This is a genomic window from Variovorax sp. ZS18.2.2 (assembly GCF_024701975.1).
Taxonomy (GTDB): Bacteria; Pseudomonadota; Gammaproteobacteria; order Burkholderiales; family Burkholderiaceae_C; genus Variovorax.
In genome coordinates, this window is sequence record NZ_JANLNM010000001.1 from 16,929 (window position 1) to 34,243 (window position 17,315).

General features: G+C 68.0%; 19 protein-coding genes. 9 read left to right on the top strand and 10 right to left on the bottom strand.

The window, feature by feature from the left end; all coding sequences use genetic code 11:
• The first annotated feature begins 24 nt into the window (after positions 1-24).
• Positions 25-312 carry a DUF6587 family protein gene (locus tag NU688_RS00060; RefSeq protein WP_257858510.1) on the top strand — a complete coding sequence of 96 codons (288 nt, stop codon included), beginning with the start codon at positions 25-27 and terminating at the stop codon, positions 310-312.
• A 159-nt stretch (positions 313-471) separates the two neighbouring features.
• Positions 472-1,656, top strand: a complete 1,185-nt coding sequence (locus NU688_RS00065) for an FAD-dependent monooxygenase (protein WP_257858511.1) — start codon at positions 472-474, stop codon at positions 1,654-1,656.
• Between the two features lie 16 nt (positions 1,657-1,672).
• On the opposite strand, the gene NU688_RS00070 is transcribed toward NU688_RS00065, so the two are convergent.
• The 8 genes from NU688_RS00070 to NU688_RS00105 all read right to left on the bottom strand — a co-directional run bounded on the left by NU688_RS00070 (position 1,673) and on the right by NU688_RS00105 (position 9,941).
• Complete coding sequence (locus tag NU688_RS00070) at positions 1,673-2,923, bottom strand: SMI1/KNR4 family protein (RefSeq protein WP_257858512.1); 1,251 nt, start codon at positions 2,921-2,923, stop codon at positions 1,673-1,675.
• A gap of 73 nt (positions 2,924-2,996) precedes the next feature.
• Positions 2,997-4,382, bottom strand: a complete 1,386-nt coding sequence (locus NU688_RS00075; RefSeq protein WP_257858513.1) for a reverse transcriptase family protein — start codon at positions 4,380-4,382, stop codon at positions 2,997-2,999.
• A 221-nt stretch (positions 4,383-4,603) separates the two neighbouring features.
• Positions 4,604-5,452 (bottom strand): tryptophan 2,3-dioxygenase, encoded by an 849-nt coding sequence (kynA, locus tag NU688_RS00080; protein WP_257858514.1) that lies wholly within the window; start codon positions 5,450-5,452, stop codon positions 4,604-4,606.
• The gene (kynU, locus tag NU688_RS00085) at positions 5,449-6,726 is read right to left on the bottom strand and encodes a kynureninase (RefSeq protein WP_257858515.1); all 1,278 of its coding nucleotides are present in this window, start codon (positions 6,724-6,726) and stop codon (positions 5,449-5,451) included. The genes kynA and kynU overlap by 4 nt, the downstream gene beginning before the upstream one ends.
• A gap of 10 nt (positions 6,727-6,736) precedes the next feature.
• Positions 6,737-7,390, bottom strand: a complete 654-nt coding sequence (gene kynB / locus NU688_RS00090) for an arylformamidase (protein ID WP_257858516.1) — start codon at positions 7,388-7,390, stop codon at positions 6,737-6,739.
• A 75-nt stretch (positions 7,391-7,465) separates the two neighbouring features.
• Positions 7,466-7,774: a YkgJ family cysteine cluster protein gene (locus NU688_RS00095; RefSeq protein WP_257858517.1), complete on the bottom strand. Its 309-nt coding sequence runs from the start codon at positions 7,772-7,774 to the stop codon at positions 7,466-7,468.
• A 26-nt stretch (positions 7,775-7,800) separates the two neighbouring features.
• Positions 7,801-8,736, bottom strand: coding sequence for an ornithine carbamoyltransferase (gene argF, locus NU688_RS00100; RefSeq protein WP_257858518.1), 936 nt, complete (start codon positions 8,734-8,736; stop codon positions 7,801-7,803).
• Positions 8,733-9,941 carry an aspartate aminotransferase family protein gene (locus NU688_RS00105; protein ID WP_257858519.1) on the bottom strand — a complete coding sequence of 403 codons (1,209 nt, stop codon included), beginning with the start codon at positions 9,939-9,941 and terminating at the stop codon, positions 8,733-8,735. The genes argF and NU688_RS00105 overlap by 4 nt, the downstream gene beginning before the upstream one ends.
• 159 nt (positions 9,942-10,100) lie before the next feature.
• On the opposite strand from NU688_RS00105, the gene NU688_RS00110 reads away from it, so the two are divergent.
• Entirely contained in the window at positions 10,101-10,505 is a 405-nt protein-coding gene (locus NU688_RS00110; protein ID WP_257858520.1) for a DUF3579 domain-containing protein, read from the top strand.
• A 127-nt stretch (positions 10,506-10,632) separates the two neighbouring features.
• Here the strand turns inward: NU688_RS00110 and rpsT are convergent, their stop codons facing one another.
• A complete protein-coding gene (rpsT, locus tag NU688_RS00115) occupies positions 10,633-10,947 on the bottom strand; it encodes a 30S ribosomal protein S20 (RefSeq protein ID WP_007831346.1) in 315 nt (104 codons plus the stop codon).
• 118 nt (positions 10,948-11,065) lie between these two features.
• Here rpsT and murJ point away from each other — a divergent pair, with 118 nt between their 5' ends.
• The 5 genes from murJ (at position 11,066) to NU688_RS00140 (ending at position 14,995) form a co-directional block, all read left to right on the top strand.
• Positions 11,066-12,619 carry a murein biosynthesis integral membrane protein MurJ gene (gene murJ, locus NU688_RS00120; RefSeq protein WP_257858521.1) on the top strand — a complete coding sequence of 518 codons (1,554 nt, stop codon included), beginning with the start codon at positions 11,066-11,068 and terminating at the stop codon, positions 12,617-12,619.
• A gap of 73 nt (positions 12,620-12,692) precedes the next feature.
• Entirely contained in the window at positions 12,693-13,547 is an 855-nt protein-coding gene (locus NU688_RS00125; RefSeq protein ID WP_257858522.1) for a SirB1 family protein, read from the top strand.
• Positions 13,544-13,993: a VOC family protein gene (locus NU688_RS00130; protein ID WP_257858523.1), complete on the top strand. Its 450-nt coding sequence runs from the start codon at positions 13,544-13,546 to the stop codon at positions 13,991-13,993. Before NU688_RS00125 ends, NU688_RS00130 begins: the two co-directional genes overlap by 4 nt.
• Positions 13,994-14,122: 129 nt before the next feature.
• Positions 14,123-14,551, top strand: a complete 429-nt coding sequence (locus tag NU688_RS00135; RefSeq protein ID WP_206177854.1) for a YciI family protein — start codon at positions 14,123-14,125, stop codon at positions 14,549-14,551.
• Between the two features lie 27 nt (positions 14,552-14,578).
• Entirely contained in the window at positions 14,579-14,995 is a 417-nt protein-coding gene (locus NU688_RS00140) for a YciI family protein (RefSeq protein ID WP_257858524.1), read from the top strand.
• A gap of 14 nt (positions 14,996-15,009) precedes the next feature.
• Here the strand turns inward: NU688_RS00140 and NU688_RS00145 are convergent, their stop codons facing one another.
• A complete protein-coding gene (locus tag NU688_RS00145) occupies positions 15,010-15,981 on the bottom strand; it encodes a formylglycine-generating enzyme family protein (RefSeq protein ID WP_257858525.1) in 972 nt (323 codons plus the stop codon).
• Positions 15,982-16,085: 104 nt separating this feature from the next.
• Here NU688_RS00145 and NU688_RS00150 point away from each other — a divergent pair, with 104 nt between their 5' ends.
• Positions 16,086-17,312 carry an RNA polymerase sigma factor gene (locus tag NU688_RS00150; RefSeq protein ID WP_257860470.1) on the top strand — a complete coding sequence of 409 codons (1,227 nt, stop codon included), beginning with the start codon at positions 16,086-16,088 and terminating at the stop codon, positions 17,310-17,312.
• Positions 17,313-17,315: the final 3 nt, after the last annotated feature.

Consider the following 17,315-nt stretch of genomic DNA (forward strand, 5'->3'; position numbering starts at 1 on the left):
GACGCTGAAAGGTTTGAAGAAGAAATGACGCAACAACTGATCGTCGGATTGATCGTCGCAGCGGCTGCGTTCTACGCGGTCTGGCGCTGGATGCCCGCAGGCTGGCGACGCAGCGCGGCCCACAAGCTCGCGGCCGGCACGCAGCGTGCCGGCCTGGTCGACCAGGAGCGCGCCAACCAGCTGGCCGCCTCGCTCGCCAAGACCTCGGGTTGCGGCTCCTGCGACACCTGTGGCAGCTGCGCTCCCAAGAAACCCGGCAACACCAACGCGCCGCAAGCCGACAAGGCCCTCTCGAACAGCCTAAGAGGCTGAGAGGCAGCCCGGCGTGACCGCTCATCCCCCGCAAACGGCCCCACTCTGCGTTGCAAATGCTCGCCATAGCCCGAGCTATGGCTGCGCTTTGCGCCTTGATTGGGACCGTTTGCGGGCGCTGCTCGGTCACGCCGAATTGCCTCTCAGCCTCTGAGTCCGATGCCCACGCACATCCTCGTCGCCGGGGGCGGCATCGGGGGGCTGGCCACGGCGCTGGCGCTTTCGCGGAGCCGGCACCGCGCCGATGTCTTCGAGCAGGCGGCGGTCTTCGGCGAAATCGGGGCCGGCGTGCAGCTCGGCCCGAACGTCACGCGGCGCCTTCAACAACTGGACCTCGGCACGGGCCTCGCGAAGATCGCGGCGCGCCCCGATGCACTGGTGGTCCGCAGCGCCGGCAGCGATGCCGTGCTGGCCCGCCTGCCGCTGGGCGATGCGATGCAGCAGCGCTACGGTGCCCCTTACTTCTGCGCACACCGTGCCGACCTGCATGCTCTGCTGCTCGAAGCGGTGCGCGCGCGCGGCACCGGCACGCTGGTGACGGCCGCGCAGATCAGGCAGGTCGAGACCAGCGACGACCTCGTGTGCGTCTCTAGCGCCGACGCCCGCGCCTGGGAGGGCGAAGCGCTCGTGGGCGCCGATGGCCTCTGGAGCATGGTGCGGCGCCAACTCGATACACCCTCGGCCGTGGAGCCGCCGCGCGTCACCGGCCACACAGCCTGGCGCGCAATGGCCTTGCAGTCCGACCTGCCCGCGGCATTGCGGCGCCAGCAGGTCGATGTGTGGCTGGGCCCGTACCTGCATGCCGTGGCGTATCCGGTGCGCGGCGGTGACTGGCTCAATGTGGTGGTGATCGCCGAATCCGCCCCGGCCGGCGATGCGCGCGACTGGGACCAGTCCAGCAGCATCGCGGCCCTGCAACAGGCCACAGGCCGCAGCGGCGGCCGTCTGCAGGCCCTGCTCGAGGCGATGCCCGGCTGGCGCGCCTGGTCGCTCAGCGACCGCGCGCCGCTGACCTCCGCCGCCGACATGGCGCACGAGCGTGTCGCGCTGGTGGGCGACGCGGCGCACCCGATGGTGCCGTACCTTGCGCAGGGCGCCGGCATGGCGATCGAGGACGCGGTCGCGCTGGCCGAAGTGCTGGGCGATGGAAGCGCGGTCGATGTACCCGCAGCCTTCGCGCGCTATGCCGAAGCGCGCTGGCAGCGCAATGCGCAGGTGCAGGCGCGCGCGCGGCGCAACGGCGAGGTCTTCCATGCGACCGGCCCTGTGCGCCTGGGGCGCGATCTCGCGATGCGCACGCTCGGCGCGCGCTTGCTAGATCAGCCCTGGCTGTACGGCGGTTGAATGAACCCTCGGACCTTCAGAGCCTGAAGGTCTGCAGATGCTCGATGCGTTCCGCCAGACCTTCCGGCCCGAGGTAGTGCCCGAGCGAGCCATCGCGCACTTTCACCAACGTCGTTTCGAGTTCCGTCAGCATCGCATCGCGGTCCGCGACAAAGGCGGGCGGCACGTCGATGCCGGCTTCGGTGCAGGCATCGGCGATCAGGTGCGCGCTCGCAGGCGCACCGCACGCCACGCACTTGACGATGGCCGCCACGCTCGGCTCGGCGCCATTGGCCAGCAGCGCGCTCGTGAGTTCGGGCGCGATCTGGCCATCGACGTTGCGCAAGGCATCGACCGCCACCGGCGCGCCCGCGCGCACCAAGGCCGCAGCCGCTGCGAAGGCGCTCTGGCTCAGCGCAACATCGGTCGCGAGGGCGCTGCCTTGCTGCGGCCCGTCGAAGCTCACGCCCGAGGCGGCCAGATCTACCACCAGCGGCGCGTCGTCGGTCGCGATCGCATGGTGCAGCGCCGCACGCGCCAGCGCCGGCTGATGGCGCAGCGTGCCGTCCGCGAGCGGCGTGCGCCAGTCGACCACGGCGCGGCAGTAGAAGGTGACCAGCTTGTCCATCAGGTCGAGGTCCAGCCCGTGGTCCTGGTGGCGGTCGTCCAGGTACTGCAGCAGGGTCTGTCCCGAGAAGTAGTCGCTCGTGGGGGCCAGCGGGTCTTCGTCGAGGTGCAATGCGGCGAAGGCACCTTGCAGGTCCGGCGCGACGGTGCTCAGCGTGTCTTCGTGCAATGCGTGCGTCCAGGCCGGCGGCAGGCCCTGCTTCCATGCGATGACCCGGCCGTAGGCCTCGCCGGGCTCGACCACGGTGTAGATGCGGTCGAGGTACTCGAAACCGCCGAAGGGCAGGTGGGTGAGCTTGCCGCTCCAGGGCGCGTCGTTCTCGGCGGCGGCGTCTTTGGCCAGTTCCTGCTCGTGCTCGATCCAGCCCTGCAGGTCGCGGTAGCCGTCGCTGCCGTCCCAGAAGAGTTCCGACCAGCTCACGCTCTCGATGTTGCCGTTCATCGGCAGCGCGAGGTCGTAGTCGAGGCGCCCGCCCGCGGTCTCTTGCCACAGCGCGACCAGTGCCTCGGGAATCGGCCCGGCGCACAGGGCCTGCACGGCGGCGATCTGCTGCGCCGGCATCGGCGGCTGCGCATCGAAGATCACGCGGTCCGCGAACATCACGACGCCGTGTGCCCGCAAGGTGGAAATCTCGTCGGGTGAGAACCGGATGTTGTGCATGGCAGTGGCCTCCGTCGTTGTTGCCAAAAATGTAGCGCTTTGCAGAGGCATGACAAGCGGTACATGCGAGCGGTCAACCCGGTGGCTGCGGGACGGACGGCCATTCGATGCGTTCGAAGAGGCGCATCAGTCTCGCCTTGCGCGCCGGATTGAACTGGCCGATCCACGCGATGTGGCCCAGCAGGTGGCCGCGGAAGTCGGCCACCTTTGCGCGGTTCTGGCTCGCGGGCCCGTGCAGCACGCACTGATGCAGCACTGCTTTCAGTCGGTCGAAGTCGACGCGCGGCGTGTTCGCCTTCTCGTTCACGACCACGCCGGTCACGCGCTGCTGGCGGTGCCGCGGCATGCAGCGCACCTTGCGCGGATGAAGCGCAAAGCCCTCGTCGGCGGCGATGCCGTCGACCCAGGCACGCAGCGCGTTGAACTGCCCGCGCAGCGACGCAGGCCCCGAGAACACGAGGTCGTCCGCATAGCGCGTGTAGGTGGCGCCGAAGGCCCACGCGAGGCCTTCGAGCCGCAGGTCGAGTCGAAAGGCGCAGAGGTTCGCCAGCGCCGGCGAGCAGGGCGAGCCCTGCGGTAGATGCGGTTCGGCCAGGCGCTTGGCGCCTATCCAGTCGAGTCCGCCGTCGTCGCGAAGGCGCTCGATCACCGCTGCCGACGTGCGGTGCGTGCACAGCGCGGTGAGCGCACGCGCCACGCCTTCGGGGTAGCCCAGCGTGCGCCACAGCGCATGCACGCGCGAGGCGCGCACGCTGGGAAAGAAGTCGCGCAGGTCGAAGCCGATCACCACTTTCTGGCTGACATGCGCGGCCGCATGGCTTGCGACCGAGCGCTCCTGCACGAAGCCATGGGCCGCCTCGTGCACCGGCACCCGCTGCAGCAGGTCGTCGAGGATGCGGCGCTGCACACGCTTGAGGTCCGCCTTGGGAATCTCGAGCAGCCGCAGGCCACCGAGGCGCTTGGGCTGCAGCTGGTAGCGGTAGTGCGATGCGGGGTGCAGGCTCGATGCATCCGGCGCACGGAAGGCCTGCGATGCGGCGGTGAGCCACGCGAGGCGGTCGGGTTCGAGTTCGAGCCACTGCGCAAGATCGGCCAGCGTGGGCAATCGAGGCAAGGCGAAGTGGTCGAGGCCCATCGGGCGCGGGAGCATCTCTGCTGGTCGCAGGATAAGCCGGCGAATGCGGGGTGGCTCGTCCTGCTCGAAGGCGAGCTCCAGTGCCGGCGTTTCGAGGATCGCCTGCGTCAGCCCGGGAAGGTCGGTGCGCTCCCATGTCGCGAGCGATCGCTTGCCGAGTTCTTCGGCCAGCAGTTTCAGCCACGGCGGGTCGACGCCAAGCGCCGCCTCGGCCCGCGCACGCAACGCATCGGGCGTGGTGCCGCCGGGCTGCCTCGCATCGGCCAGCAGGGCATGCGCGAGGCCGCGTGCAATCCATTCCCTGTAGCTCGGTTCGCGCGTCATGAAGGCGGTGAAGTGGAACGAAGGTGGCAACCGGCCCTTCAACCAGCCGGTGATGCGCTAGCTGCGCTGCGCGACAGCGCAGTCCCGCTCACGCGCCGAAATGTGTACCCATCCATCCACCGCGGGGGTGCCCCGCAGCACAAGGAAAGCGACGAATCGCCTGCCTTGTCGAGTCTTGAAGGTCCGGTGCCGCGGCGATTGTTGCACGCGGCCTGTGACGCTCAGAGGTCGGTGCGCAGCTTCCAGATCTCGGGAAACAGCACCACGTCCAGCATCTTGCGCAGGTAGCTCACGCCGCCCGTGCCGCCGGTGCCGCGCTTGAAGCCGATCACGCGCTCGACCGTCGTCACATGGCGGAAGCGCCAGAGGCGGAAGGCGTCTTCGAGGTCGGTGAGCTTTTCGCCGAGCTGGTACAGGTCCCAGTGGTCGTGCGGATTGCGGTAGACAACGAGCCATGCCGCCTCGACGCCATCGCTCGATTCATAGGGCTGCGTCCAGTCCCGCTCCAGCCGGTCGGCGGGCACTGGCAGGCCGTGGCGCGCGAGGAGCCGCAGCGACTCGTCGTAGAGCGATGGCGAGCGGTAGGCCTCCTCGACCTGCGCGAGCAGATCGGCGCGGTGCGCATGCGGCTTGAGCATGGCGGCGTTCTTGTTGCCGAGCGCGAATTCGATGCAGCGGTATTGCGCGCTCTGGAAGCCGCTGGAGTTCGCGAGGTAGGGGCGCATCGCCGTGTACTCGGGCGGCGTCATGGTCGAGAGCACGGTCCATGCGCTCACCAGCTGTTCCATGATGCGGCTCACGCGCGCGAGCATCTTGAAGGCGTCGGCCAGCTTCTCGCCGGCAATGCAGGTGGTGGCGGCGCGCAGCTCGTGCAGCATGAGCTTCATCCAGAGCTCGCTGGTCTGGTGCTGCACGATGAACAGCATCTCGTCGTGTGCGGGCGAAAGCGGGTGCTGCGCGTTGAGGATCTCGTCGAGGTGCAGGTAGTCGCCGTAGCTCATGGACTTGCTGAAGTCCAGTTGGGCCTTTTCTTCGTGGACGATTTTTTCGGTGTGCTTTTCGGCGGTCATGTCACTGCGTTCTTGCGGTTGAATTCTTCGCGTCGCCACTCGCCGGTTTCGAGCACCTGCACAAGGTGTTCGACCGAGTTCCACACGTCCTCGAAACCGATGTACAGCGGCGTGAAGCCGAAGCGCAGGATGTCGGGCATCTGCGAGTCGCCGGCGCGGTAGTCGCCGATCACGCCGCGCGCGATCAGTGCCTGCACGATGGCGTAGGCGCCTTCTTCGCGGCTGAGGCACACCTGCGAGCCGCGCTTCGCATGGTCGCGCGGGGTGATGAGCGAAAGGCCCTGTCCCGTGCAGCGTTCCTCGACCAGTTGGATGAACAGATCGGTAAGTGCAAGCGACTTGGTGCGCAGCGCGGCCATCGCGCCCTGGTCCTTGTTGAAGGCTTCGGCGGCGAGCACCGTGTCGAGCCCGCACTCCAGGCCCGCCAGCGCAATGATCGGCTGCGTGCCGCAGAGGTAGCGACCCACGCCCGGCGCGGGCCGGTAGTGCGGCGTGAACTCGAAGGGCGCCGCATGGCCCCACCAGCCCGACAGCGGCTGCTCGAACTGGCCCGCATGCCGGGTATTGACCCACGCGAAGGCCGGTGCGCCGGGGCCGCCGTTCAGGTACTTGTAGCCGCAGCCGATCGCGTAGTCGGCGTTGCTGTCGTTGAGCGCCACCGGCACGGCGCCCGCGCTGTGCGCGAGGTCCCACACCGTGAGCGCGCCCGCCGCGTGCGCGGCGGCGGTGATGGCCTTCATGTCGTGCATGGCGCCGGTGCGGTAGTTGACATGCGTGAGCATCAGCACCGCCACTTCGTCGGTCAGCACGGCCGGGAGTTCGCTCGCATCGATGAGCTTCAGCGTGAAGCCGCGCTCGCGGCACAGCGACTCGGCGATGTAGAGGTCGGTGGGGAAGTTGCTGCGTTCGCTGATCACCAGCTTGCGACCACTGTCCTTCTGCTGCGAGAGGGCCGCGAACAGGACCTTGTAGAGATTGACCGAGGTGCTGTCGGTGCACACCACTTCGCCGGGCGCTGCGCCGATGAGGCGCGCGACCTTGTCGCCCAGGCGCTGCGGCAGGTCGAACCAGCTCGCGGTGTTCCACGAGCGGATGAGGCCTTCGCCCCATTCCTTGGTCACCACTTCGGCGATGCGCGCGGGGGCCGCCTTGGGCATCACGCCGAGCGAGTTACCGTCCAGGTAGAGCACGTCGGCGGGAATCGTGAATTGGTCGCGCAGGGCGCGCAGCGGGTCTTGCGCGTCGAGCGCGCGGCAGTCTGCAAGGGTCGTCATGGTGAAGGTTTCAGCGGGGAAGATCACGCAGCACGGCGCGAACGGGGGAGGCATCGGCGCTCACCAGCTTGAGCGGCAGCGCGATGAGTTCGTAGTCGCCCTCGGGCACGGCGTCGAGCACGAGGTTCTCGAGCACGCGCAGGTCCAGGCGGCGGATGCGTTGGTGGCTCTCCAGCGTCTTGCTGTCGGCCGGGTCGATGCTGGCGGTGTCGATGCCGACGAGCTTCACGCCCATCGCGGCCAGGCGCTCGACGGTGGCGGGCGCGTAGGCCGCGAGCTGCGGGTCCCAATGGCCGACGGGCATGGTGGCGTAGGTGCGCACCAGCACGCGGGGCGGCAGGTCGCTCGTGACGGCATGCGCAATGTGCTCCCACTCGATCAGCGGACCCTTGGCGATGGCATGGATCACCCGGCAGGGGCCGAGGAAGGGTGTGAGATCGACGTTGCCGATGGTCTGGCCTTCGGGGTCGTAGTGCAGGGGCGCATCGGCGTGCGCGCCGACGTGGGGCGAGAGCTTGATCTCGCTGACGTTGACCGGGCAATCCGGCGAAATGGTCGCGGCCCAGCGCTGCTGGTAGGGCGTGTCGCCGGGGAACACCGGCGCGCCTTCATGCACCGGGGGGGAGATGTCCCAGACGCGGGGTTGGGGTTGCAGAGAACGCATGGCGCGAAGTTAGCGCCGGGCGAGGGGTCGTGGTGTCGGTTATTTCCAACACACCGCGTGACCAGATGCTGTGGTTCAGGCGTCCAGCGCGGGGAGGCCGTGTCGGGCGCGCGCCCGCTCGCAGGCGTCGCTGCCGGACTGCAACTCGTGGCACGGGTTAGGGCGCCATTCGTAGATGCCGCAGGCTACCGATTGGCCGATCTTTCCGGTGAGCGCCGCGCAGCGCATCGGCGTGTGATCGGTGCCGCGCATGCGGCAGAGGGCGTCGTTCACCTCGACCGCGAGGCCCGACGGCACGCGGCCGCCGTTGTCGTCGAGCTCATGCACGCTGAAGTCGACGCGGTAGCTGGCGCAGCAGGCGCCGCATTGCTGGCAAGGGGACACGCGGCCGCGCCTTCTTATTCAGGTGCTCAGAGCTTGCCGAGCAGCAGGAACTCCATCAGCGCCTTTTGAGCGTGGAGGCGGTTCTCGGCCTCGTCCCACACGACCGACTGCGGTCCGTCGATGACCTCGGCCTGCACTTCCTCGCCGCGGTGCGCGGGCAGGCAGTGCATGAAGAGGGCACCGGGCTGGGCGATGCGCATCATGTCCTCGTCGACGCACCAGTCGGCGAAGGCCTTGCGGCGCGCCTCGTTCTCGGCCTCGTAGCCCATGCTGGTCCAGACGTCGGTGGTGACCAAGTCGGCGCCGCGGCAGGCTTCCATCGGGTCCTTGAAGACCTTGTAGCTGTCGCCCGAGCGGATGCCGGCGATCGACTGGTCGACCTCGTAGCCGCTGGGCGTGCTCACATGTACCGTGAAGCCCAGGATCTCGGCCGCCTGCAGCCAGGTGTTGGCCATGTTGTTGCCGTCGCCCACCCAGGCCACCGTCTTGCCCTGGATCGAGCCGCGATGCTCGATGTAGGTGAAGATGTCCGCCAGGATCTGGCAGGGGTGGAACTCGTTCGTGAGGCCGTTGATGACGGGCACGCGCGAGTGCGCGGCAAAGGTGTCGATCTTGGTCTGCTCGTAGGTGCGGATCATCACGATGTCGACCATGCGGCTGATGACCTTCGCGCTGTCCTCGATGGGCTCGGCGCGGCCCAGCTGGCTGTCGCCGGTGGTCAGGTGCACCACGCTGCCGCCGAGCTGGTACATGCCGGCCTCGAAGCTCACGCGGGTGCGCGTGCTGGCCTTCTCGAAGATCATGGCCAGCGTGCGGTCGACCAGCGGCTGGTGCTTTTCATACGTCTTGAACTTCTTCTTGATGATCGCCATGCGATCGAAGAGGTAGACGTACTCGTCGGCCGTGAGGTCGGCGAACTGCAGGTAGTGGCGGATGGCCGGCGGTGTCGTGGCGGTCGTCATTGCGCGGCAGGCTCCGACAGGAAGTTTTTGACGATCGGCGCGAGGATCGCGACGATCTCGTCGGCTTCGGCAATGCTCAGGATGAGCGGCGGCACCAGGCGGATCACCTTGTCGGCGGTCACGCTCAGCAGCAGGCCGGCATCGCAGGCGCGGTTGAGGATCACGCCGCAGGGACGGTCGAGCTCGATGCCCAGCATCAGGCCCTGGCCGCGGATTTCCTTCACGCCGGGCAGACCGCCGATTTCGCGTTCCAGCGCGGCCTTCAGGTGCGCGCCCACGGTGGCGGCGTTCTCAAGCAGCTTGTGCTCTTCCATGATGCGGATGGTTTCGACGCCGGCACGCATCGCGAGCGGGTTGCCGCCGAAGGTGGTGCCGTGGTTGCCCGGTCCGAAGATGTTGGCGGCCTTGGGGCCGGCCACGACGGCGCCGATCGGCACGCCCGAGCCCAGGCCCTTGGCCAGCGGCATCACGTCGGGCAGGATGCCCGCCCACTGGTGGGCGAACCACTTGCCGGTGCGGCCCATGCCGCACTGCACTTCGTCGATCATCATGAGCCAGTCGCGCTCGTCGCAGAGCTGGCGCACTTGCTTCAGGTAGTCCACGCGCATCGGATTGATGCCGCCTTCGCCCTGGATGGTCTCGAAGAACACGGCCACCACGTTCGGGTTGCCTTCGGTGGCCTTTTTGAGCGCCTCGATGTCGTTCAGCGGCACGCGGATGAAACCCTCGACCAGCGGGCCGAAGCCGGCCTGAACCTTGGGGTTGCCGGTGGCCGACAGGGTGGCAATGCTGCGGCCGTGGAAGGCGGCTTCGTAGACGACGATTTCGGGGCGCTCGATGCCCTTGTCGTGGCCGAACTTGCGCGCCAGCTTGAGAGCCGCTTCGTTGGCTTCGAGGCCGGTGCAGCAGAAAAATGCGTTGGTGAGGCCCGAAATCTCGGTCAGCTTGGCGGCGAGCTGTTCCTGGCCGGTCACGTGGTAGTAGTTGGAGCTGTGGATCAGCTTGGTCAGCTGGTCCTGCAATGCCGGCACCAGCTCGGGGTGGTTGTGGCCCAGCGTGTTGACGGCAATGCCGCCCAGTCCGTCGATGTAGGCCTTGCCCGTGGTGTCCCAGACTCGGCAGCCCTGGCCATGCGACAGTGCGATCGGCAGGCGACCGTAGGTGTTCATGACGTGGGGCGAGGTGGGTTGGGCGGTAGCGCTCATTGGGTTCTCCAGATAGGGAACGCGGATTCTAGGCGTGCGATTTGACGGCTTCGTTGACGATTTCGCATTACAGCAATGCCCCCGTTCAGGATGCAAAAAGTGCCCCGGATAGAATCCGTTGCTGCACCGCAGCACCCGTTTCGGTTGCCTCAATCAACGATGATTTCCCCCACCGCCAAAGAAATCTTCATCCAGGGCATCACCCGTGATGGCCGGACCTTCCGCCCCAGCGACTGGGCCGAGCGGCTGGCGGGCGTCATGAGCTCCTTCCGGCCCGGCGGCGCCTTTCCGGGCAGCTACCTGAGCTATTCGCCGTGGTGCGAACCGACCACCATCAACGGGGTCAAGTGCGTGATCGTGAACCGCGACCTGCGCGACGCCGAGCCCATGGCCTGGGACTTCTGCGTGAACTTCGCAAAAGACAACGACCTGCAGGTCTCCGAGGTGTCCCCGGCGCCGCCCGCACCGGCCGTGCCGAAGGCTGCGCAGACCCCGGTGGCTGCTGCGGTTCGGTCGGATCCCGCCGCGCCCGTGATTCCCGTCGAGCAGCCCAAAGCCGACTGACCCGGCAAAACCGGAAACCTAGCGCCCATGAAAAAACCGCCCGAAGGCGGTTTTTTACACTTTGCTGCAGCGCACCCCGATCAAACGGCGGATCGGAGAATTCCGATCCGGGCTTGCCTGACAGGTGTCAGGCGGCGGCCTTTTCAGGCGCGAGGGCGAGGGCCTTGACCTTGGCCGACAGGCGGCTCTTGTCGCGGGCTGCCTTGTTCTTGTGGAAGATGCCCTTGTCGGCGACGGTGTCGACGATGCTCTGGGCCTTCGCGAACAGTTCGCTTGCCTTGGTCTTGTCGCCAGCCAGAACAGCCTTTTCGACGTTCTTGACCGCGGTACGGTATTTGGAGCGCAGCGAGGTGTTCGCAGCGTTGAGCTTGGTGTCCTGACGGACGCGCTTACGGCCGGAGGCGAGGCGCGGGTTCTTTTTCTTGGGCTTGGCGGATGCCATGATTTAGTTCCTTAGGTGTCTGAGGATGATGCAGCAAAGCCCGCGATTATAAGCCGGCAGGCCATCCCCAGCCAATTCGGCCGATTTGGCGGCCCTTCGGCACCCCTACACTCGCCCGGTGTCCCTGCTCAAATCCGCCTCCACCGTCTCCCTCCTGACCCTCGCCTCGCGCATCACGGGCCTCGTGCGCGACGTGCTCTTTGCCTCGGTGTTCGGCGTCAGCGCGCTCACCGACGCCTTCAACGTCGCCTTCCGCATCCCCAACCTGTTCCGGCGGGTCTTCGGCGAAGGCGCCTTCAGCCAGGCCTTCGTGCCGGTGCTGGCCGCGCGCAAGACGGAGGGCGGCGAAGAGGGCGCCAAGGAGCTGATCGACCACGTCGCCACGCTGCTGACCTGGACCCTTCTGGTGGTCTGCGTGGCCGGCGTGGTCGGCGCGCCGCTCCTGGTCTGGGCCATGGCCAGCGGCCTGAAGGGCTTCGACGCAGCTATCGTCATGACGCGCTGGATGTTCCCCTACATCGGCTTCATGTCGCTGGTGGCGCTGGCGGGCGGCATCCTCAACACCTGGCGCAAGTTCGCGGTGCCGGCGGCGTCGCCGGTGCTGCTGAACCTGGCGCTGATCTTTGCCATCGTGGTTGGCGCGCCGCTGTTCCGGCGCTACGGCATCGAGCCGATCTACGCGCAGTGCGTGGGCGTGCTGGTCGGCGGCGTGCTGCAACTGGCCTTGCAGATTCCGGCGCTGCGCGCGCTCAACCTGATGCCGCGCGTCGGCGCGAGCTTCAAGGCGCTGCGCGCCGCTTGGACCGACCCGACCACCCGCAAGGTGATGAAGCTCATGCTTCCCGCCTTGCTGGGCGTGAGCGTGGCGCAGATCTCGCTGCTCATCAACACGCAGATCGCCTCGCACCTCGCGACCGGCAGCGTGACCTGGGTGGTCAATGCCGACCGGCTGATGGAGTTCCCCACCGCGATGCTCGGCGTCGCGCTCGGCGTGGTGCTGATGCCGCAACTGGCCGGCGCCCGCGCCGCCAAGGACGACGCGCGCTATTCCGCGCTGCTCGACTGGGGCCTGCGCCTCGTGGTGCTGCTTTCGGCCCCGTGCGCCATCGCGCTGCTGCTCTTTGCACAGCCGCTGGTCGCCGTGCTCTTTCACAACGGCGCCTTCGGCGACGAGGACGTCAAGCGCACCACCCTGGCATTGATGGGCTACGGCGTGGGCCTCATCGGCATCGTGGCCATCAAGATCCTCGCGCCCGGCTACTACGCCAAGCAGGACACGCGCACGCCGATGCTGATTGCCGTGGGCGTGCTCGTCTTCACCCAGGTGCTCAATTTCTTCCTGGTGCCGGTGCTGCAGCATGCGGCGCTCACGCTCACCATCGCCATCGGCGCGCTGGTCAATGCGACCTGGCTGCTGGTCGGCCTCGTCCGCCGCGGCAGCTACGCGCCCGAACCCGGCTGGGGCAAGTTCGTGCTGCAGGTGCTGGCCGGCACGCTGGTGCTGGCGGCTTTCCTGGCGTGGGGCGCGCACTGGTTCGACTGGATCGGCCTGCGCGCGCAGCCCCTGCACCGCATCGGCCTCCTGGCCGCGCTCGTTGTGGGCGCCGCGCTGATCTATTTCGCCATCCTGGCGGCAGTCGGGGTGCGGCTGCGCAGTTTCATGCGCCGTTGAGCCGCTTGGCGATACCTGGCAATACGCACGTGTCCCGCCTTGACGCTCCCCGGATGCTCCTCTACAAAGACACATGACGTTCACATTTCAGGTCCCAACCGCTCTGGAATATTTCGAATCGCTCGTTCGCAGCGACGACCATTTCCCGCTGCTCGAGGCCGCCGCCAGCCTGGCGCAGGACGAGTACCCCGAACTCGACGTCCAGCAGGTCCTCGGCGACGTCGACCAGCTCCTCGCCCGCCTGAAGCGCCGCCTGCCGGCCGACGCGGCACCGCTTGCCCGGCTGCGCGCGCTGAACCAGTTCTTCTTCAACGATCTGAACTTCGGCGGCAACGTCAACGACTACTACGACCCCGACAACAGCTACCTGAACGCCGTGCTGCGCACCCGCCGCGGCATTCCGATCTCGCTGGCGGTACTGTGGATGGAACTGGCGCAGGGCCTGGGCCTGCAGGCACGCGGCATCGGTTTTCCGGGGCATTTCATGCTCAAGGTCACGCTGCCCAAGGGGCAGGTGGTGATCGATCCGTTCACCGGAAAATCGCTCTCGCGCGAAGAGCTCGGCGAGCGGCTGGAGCCGTACAAGCGCAGCAACGGACTGGTCGGCGACTTCGACGTGCCGCTCGGCCTGTACCTGCAGCCGGCCAGTTCGCGCGAGATCATCGGCCGCATGCTGCGCAACCTCAAGGAAGTGCACCGCGCGCAGGAAGACTGGCAGCGCGCCATCGCGGTGCAAGACCGTCTCATCGCGCTGCTGCCCAGCGCCTGGGGCGAACACCGCGACCGCGGCATCGCGCACGCGGAGCAGGGCAACACCGCGCTCGCGGTGCATGACCTCGAGGTCTACCTGACCCACGCCGAGGACGCGCTGGACATCGACGCCATCGCCGAGCGCGTGGCCGCCTTGCGCCGAACGGCCAACGGATGACCGCCAAGGCCGGCGTGGGCGGCATCGGCGGCGTGGGCGGCGCGGCGCCCGACCTGGGCACCCTGCACGAATTCCACGGTGTGCAGCCGGTCCTGCCCGTATCGGACGTTTCGCGCGCCGCACGCTGGTTTCGCGACGTGCTGGGCTTCGAACTCGACTTCATCGCCGGCGAGCCGCCCAGCTATGCGCGTGTGAAAAAGGGCGACGGCAGCCACGGCGACCCGGTCTACCTGCGCCTCTGGCAGTGCAACACACGCGGCACGCCGCCCTGGCGCGGCGAAATCGTCATCCACGTGGGCAAGGACATCGACGGCCTGCACGACGCCTATGTGAAGCGTGGCGTGACGGTGATCGAGCCGCCGGTCTCCCAGCCCTGGGGCCTGCGCGAATTCGCGATCCGCGAACCCGATGGACACGTGCTGCGCTTCTGCGGCTATCTGCCCTGAATTTCTGAAACACAAAATTACAACTGGGCCGATGCAATCGTGTCGATCCGGCTTTCGTTCGTCCGACGTGAGTACAGGAGCACGCAATTTCAGCGGCTCCCGATTTCATCAACCCTCAGGAGAAACGACATGCGATTCATGATTCTGGTCAAGGCGAACAAGGATTCCGAAGCGGGCGTGATGCCCAGCACCGAGATCCTCACCGAGATGGGCAAGTTCAACGAGGAATTGGTCAAGGCCGGCGTGCTGCTGGCGGGCGAGGGCCTGCACCCCAGTTCCAAGGGCGCGCGCGTGCGCTGCGAAGGCCTGAAGCGCACCGTCATCGACGGCCCCTTCGCCGAAACCAAGGAGCTGCTGGCCGGCTTCTGGCTGCTGCAAGTCAAGTCGAAGGAAGAAGCCATCGAGTGGATCAAGCGCAGCCCCTTTCAGGAAGGCGAGATCGAGATCCGCCAGGTGTTCGAAGCCACCGACTTCGGCGATTCGATGACCCCCGAACTGCTGGCGCAGGAAGACCGCCTGCGGGCCGAATCCGCCAAGCGCACCGGCGCTGCAGGCTGAGCCCATCGAATCCCAAGGAGACACACCATGCGATTCATGATGCTGATGATTCCCCACGGCTACGAGACCGCCGCGCCGGGCACGATGCCTGAAGACCTCGACGCGATGACCGCGATGATGGCCTACAACGAATCCCTGCAGAAAGCCGGCGTGCTGATCAGCTGCGACGGCCTGCATCCGCCCTCGATGGGCGCGCGCGTGAGCTTTCCGGGGCGCAAGCCGAAGGTGGTCGACGGTCCGTTCGCCGAGGTCAAGGAAGTGCTCGGCGGCTACTGGGTCATCGAGGTTGCCTCGCGCGCCGAGGCCATCGAATGGGCCACGCGCTGCCCGGGTGGCGAGAACGAGGTCATCGAGGTCCGCCAGGTGCAGGAGCTGGAAGATTTCTCGCCCGACCTGCAGGCCGTGGCCGAGAGCTTTCCGTCGATGCAGACGGTGAAGAAGTAGGTCTTCCCGGCTTCTTAGTCTTCCCGGACCAGCCGGATGCCCACGAGCGTGTAGCGCGTGTCCGGCGCGTTCCAGTTGCGGTAAGAAGACCGGGTGTAGAAGGGCCAGGTGTGCCAGGAGCCGCCGCGGCGCACCCGCACCGTGCCTTCGGCCGGGCCCTGCGGGTCGTCGACCGGGGAGCCCGCGTAGTATTCGTCGCCATGCCAATCGGCCACCCATTCCCAGGCATTGCCGTGCATGTCGTAGAGGCCCCAGGCGTTCGGCGCGAAGCTGCCGACCGGGGCGGTGAAGGCGTAGCCGTCGTCGGCCTTCAGCGCCATCGGTGCCCAGCGCGGCCAGTACCTGGCGGTGCGCGCATCGAACACGTTGGCCGCGCGCAGCAGCGCTTGCGGATCGTCGCCCGCGCTGTAGCGGGTGCGCGTGCCGGCGCGGCAGGCGTATTCCCATTCGGCCTCGGTCGGCAGCCGGTAGCGCCGGCCCTCGGTCTTGCTGAGCCACGCGGCGAGCGCTTGCGCGTCGTTCCAGGTCACGTTGACGACCGGGTGGTCGTCGCCCTGCGCGAAGCCCGGGTTGCGCCAGGAGTAGCGCGGATCGCGCCCTTCGAAGGCGTCGCCGCGCCGGGTTTTGGCCGGGTCGTAGTCGGCGCGCCAGCCGTAGCCGCCGGTGCCGTCGGCGATCGATTCCGGCACGTAGCCCGAGGCTTCGACGAAGCGGCGGAACTGGCCGACCGTCACCTCGTGCTGGCCCATCCAGAAGGAGCGCGTGATGCGCACGCGATGCGCCGGCCCCTCGTCGCGCAGCTCGGTGAAACGTTCCTTCGGCAGCTCGGGGTAGGCGGCGGCCAGCGCTTCGGGCGCCTCGTCGCTGCCCATCATGAATTCGCCGGTCGGCAGCCTGACGAAGGCCATGCCGAGGCTGTTGCGTTCGACCTCGGCGGCCTGGGCGCTGCCCAGGATGAGGCACAGGATCAGGAGACACTGTTTCATGGCCGCATGCTAGCGCGCGCAATGAGCGTCAAAGAAGGGGCTGTAGCGTGAGCGACAGCAAGGACGAAGCCGCCATCCACCGCGCCATCGACGCCGTCTGGCGCATGGAGTCGGCCAAGATCATCGCCACCGTCGCGCGCATGGTGCGCGACGTGGGCCTGGCCGAAGAGCTGGCGCAGGACGCGCTGGTTGCCGCCCTCGAGCAATGGCCCGGGGCCGGCGTACCCGACAACCCCGCCGCATGGCTCACGCAGGTGGCCAAGCACCGCGCGCTCGACCGCCTGCGCCACGGCCAGCTGGCCGAGCGCAAGGCGCCCGAGATCGGCCGCGAACTCGACGCGCAGCACGAGATGGCCGAGGCCGACTTCGCCGAAGCGGTCGATGCGGCTCTCGACGACGACATCGGCGATGACCTGCTGCGCCTCGTCTTCACCGCCTGCCACCCGGTGCTGTCCACCGAGGCGCGCGTGGCGCTCACGCTGCGCCTCATGGGTGGCCTCACGACCGACGAGATCGCCCGCGCCTTCCTCGTGCCCGAGGCCACCGTGGCGCAGCGCATCGTGCGCGCCAAGCGCACGCTGCTCGACGCGCGCGTGCCTTTCGAGGTGCCACGCCGGCACGAGCTCGAATCGCGCCTGGCCTCGGTGCTCGAGGTGCTCTACCTGATCTTCAACGAGGGCTACGCCGCCACCGCCGGCGACGACTGGATGCGCCCCACGCTCTGCGACGAGGCGATGCGCCTGGGCCGCATCGTGGCCGGGCTGGTGTCCGACGCGTCGGAGGTGCACGGCCTCGTGGCGCTGATGGAAATCCAGGCCTCCCGCACCGCCGCGCGCGTCGGCGCCTCGGGCGAGCCGGTGCTGCTGCTCGAACAGAACCGTGCGCGCTGGGACCAGATGCTGATCCGCCGCGGCCTCGCTGGTCTGGCGCGCGCAGAAGCGCTGGGCGCGCTCGGTCCCTACGCCCTGCAGGCCGCCATCGCCGCCTGCCACGGCCGGGCACGCACCGCCCAGGAGACCGACTGGCCGCGCATCGCCGCGCTCTACGACGCGCTGGCCGAGCTCGCGCCATCGCCCATCGTCGAGCTCAACCGCGCGGTCGCGCTGTCGATGGCCTTCGGGCCGGCGGCGGGGCTCGAGGTGGTCGATGGGCTCATGGACGAGCCGGCGCTCAGGGGCTATCACCTGTTGCCGACGGTGCGCGGCGATCTGCTCTTCAAGCTCGGCCGCCGCGACGAGGCGCGCAAGGAGTTCGACCGCGCCGCCTTGCTCACGCGCAACACGCGCGAGCAGGCGCTGCTGCGGGCGCGTGCGCGGGCCTGCACGGGCTGACCG

Bases quoted from the DNA above. Each gene is read 5' to 3' on its own strand.
- argF (WP_257858518.1), bottom strand. From the start codon at position 8,736: ATGACGACCGCCACGACACCGCCGGCCATCCGCCACTACCTGCAGTTC.
- NU688_RS00135 (WP_206177854.1), top strand. From the start codon at position 14,123: ATGCGATTCATGATTCTGGTCAAGGCGAACAAGGATTCCGAAGCGGGC.
- NU688_RS00060 (WP_257858510.1), top strand. From the start codon at position 25: ATGACGCAACAACTGATCGTCGGATTGATCGTCGCAGCGGCTGCGTTC.
- kynA (WP_257858514.1), bottom strand. From the start codon at position 5,452: ATGACCGCCGAAAAGCACACCGAAAAAATCGTCCACGAAGAAAAGGCC.
- NU688_RS00075 (WP_257858513.1), bottom strand. From the start codon at position 4,382: ATGACGCGCGAACCGAGCTACAGGGAATGGATTGCACGCGGCCTCGCG.
- NU688_RS00145 (WP_257858525.1), bottom strand. From the start codon at position 15,981: ATGAAACAGTGTCTCCTGATCCTGTGCCTCATCCTGGGCAGCGCCCAG.
- NU688_RS00140 (WP_257858524.1), top strand. From the start codon at position 14,579: ATGCGATTCATGATGCTGATGATTCCCCACGGCTACGAGACCGCCGCG.
- rpsT (WP_007831346.1), bottom strand. From the start codon at position 10,947: ATGGCATCCGCCAAGCCCAAGAAAAAGAACCCGCGCCTCGCCTCCGGC.
- NU688_RS00150 (WP_257860470.1), top strand. From the start codon at position 16,086: ATGGAGTCGGCCAAGATCATCGCCACCGTCGCGCGCATGGTGCGCGAC.
- NU688_RS00105 (WP_257858519.1), bottom strand. From the start codon at position 9,941: ATGAGCGCTACCGCCCAACCCACCTCGCCCCACGTCATGAACACCTAC.
- kynU (WP_257858515.1), bottom strand. From the start codon at position 6,726: ATGACGACCCTTGCAGACTGCCGCGCGCTCGACGCGCAAGACCCGCTG.
- NU688_RS00130 (WP_257858523.1), top strand. From the start codon at position 13,544: ATGACCGCCAAGGCCGGCGTGGGCGGCATCGGCGGCGTGGGCGGCGCG.
- NU688_RS00065 (WP_257858511.1), top strand. From the start codon at position 472: ATGCCCACGCACATCCTCGTCGCCGGGGGCGGCATCGGGGGGCTGGCC.
- NU688_RS00110 (WP_257858520.1), top strand. From the start codon at position 10,101: ATGATTTCCCCCACCGCCAAAGAAATCTTCATCCAGGGCATCACCCGT.
- NU688_RS00125 (WP_257858522.1), top strand. From the start codon at position 12,693: ATGACGTTCACATTTCAGGTCCCAACCGCTCTGGAATATTTCGAATCG.
- kynB (WP_257858516.1), bottom strand. From the start codon at position 7,390: ATGCGTTCTCTGCAACCCCAACCCCGCGTCTGGGACATCTCCCCCCCG.
- NU688_RS00070 (WP_257858512.1), bottom strand. From the start codon at position 2,923: ATGCACAACATCCGGTTCTCACCCGACGAGATTTCCACCTTGCGGGCA.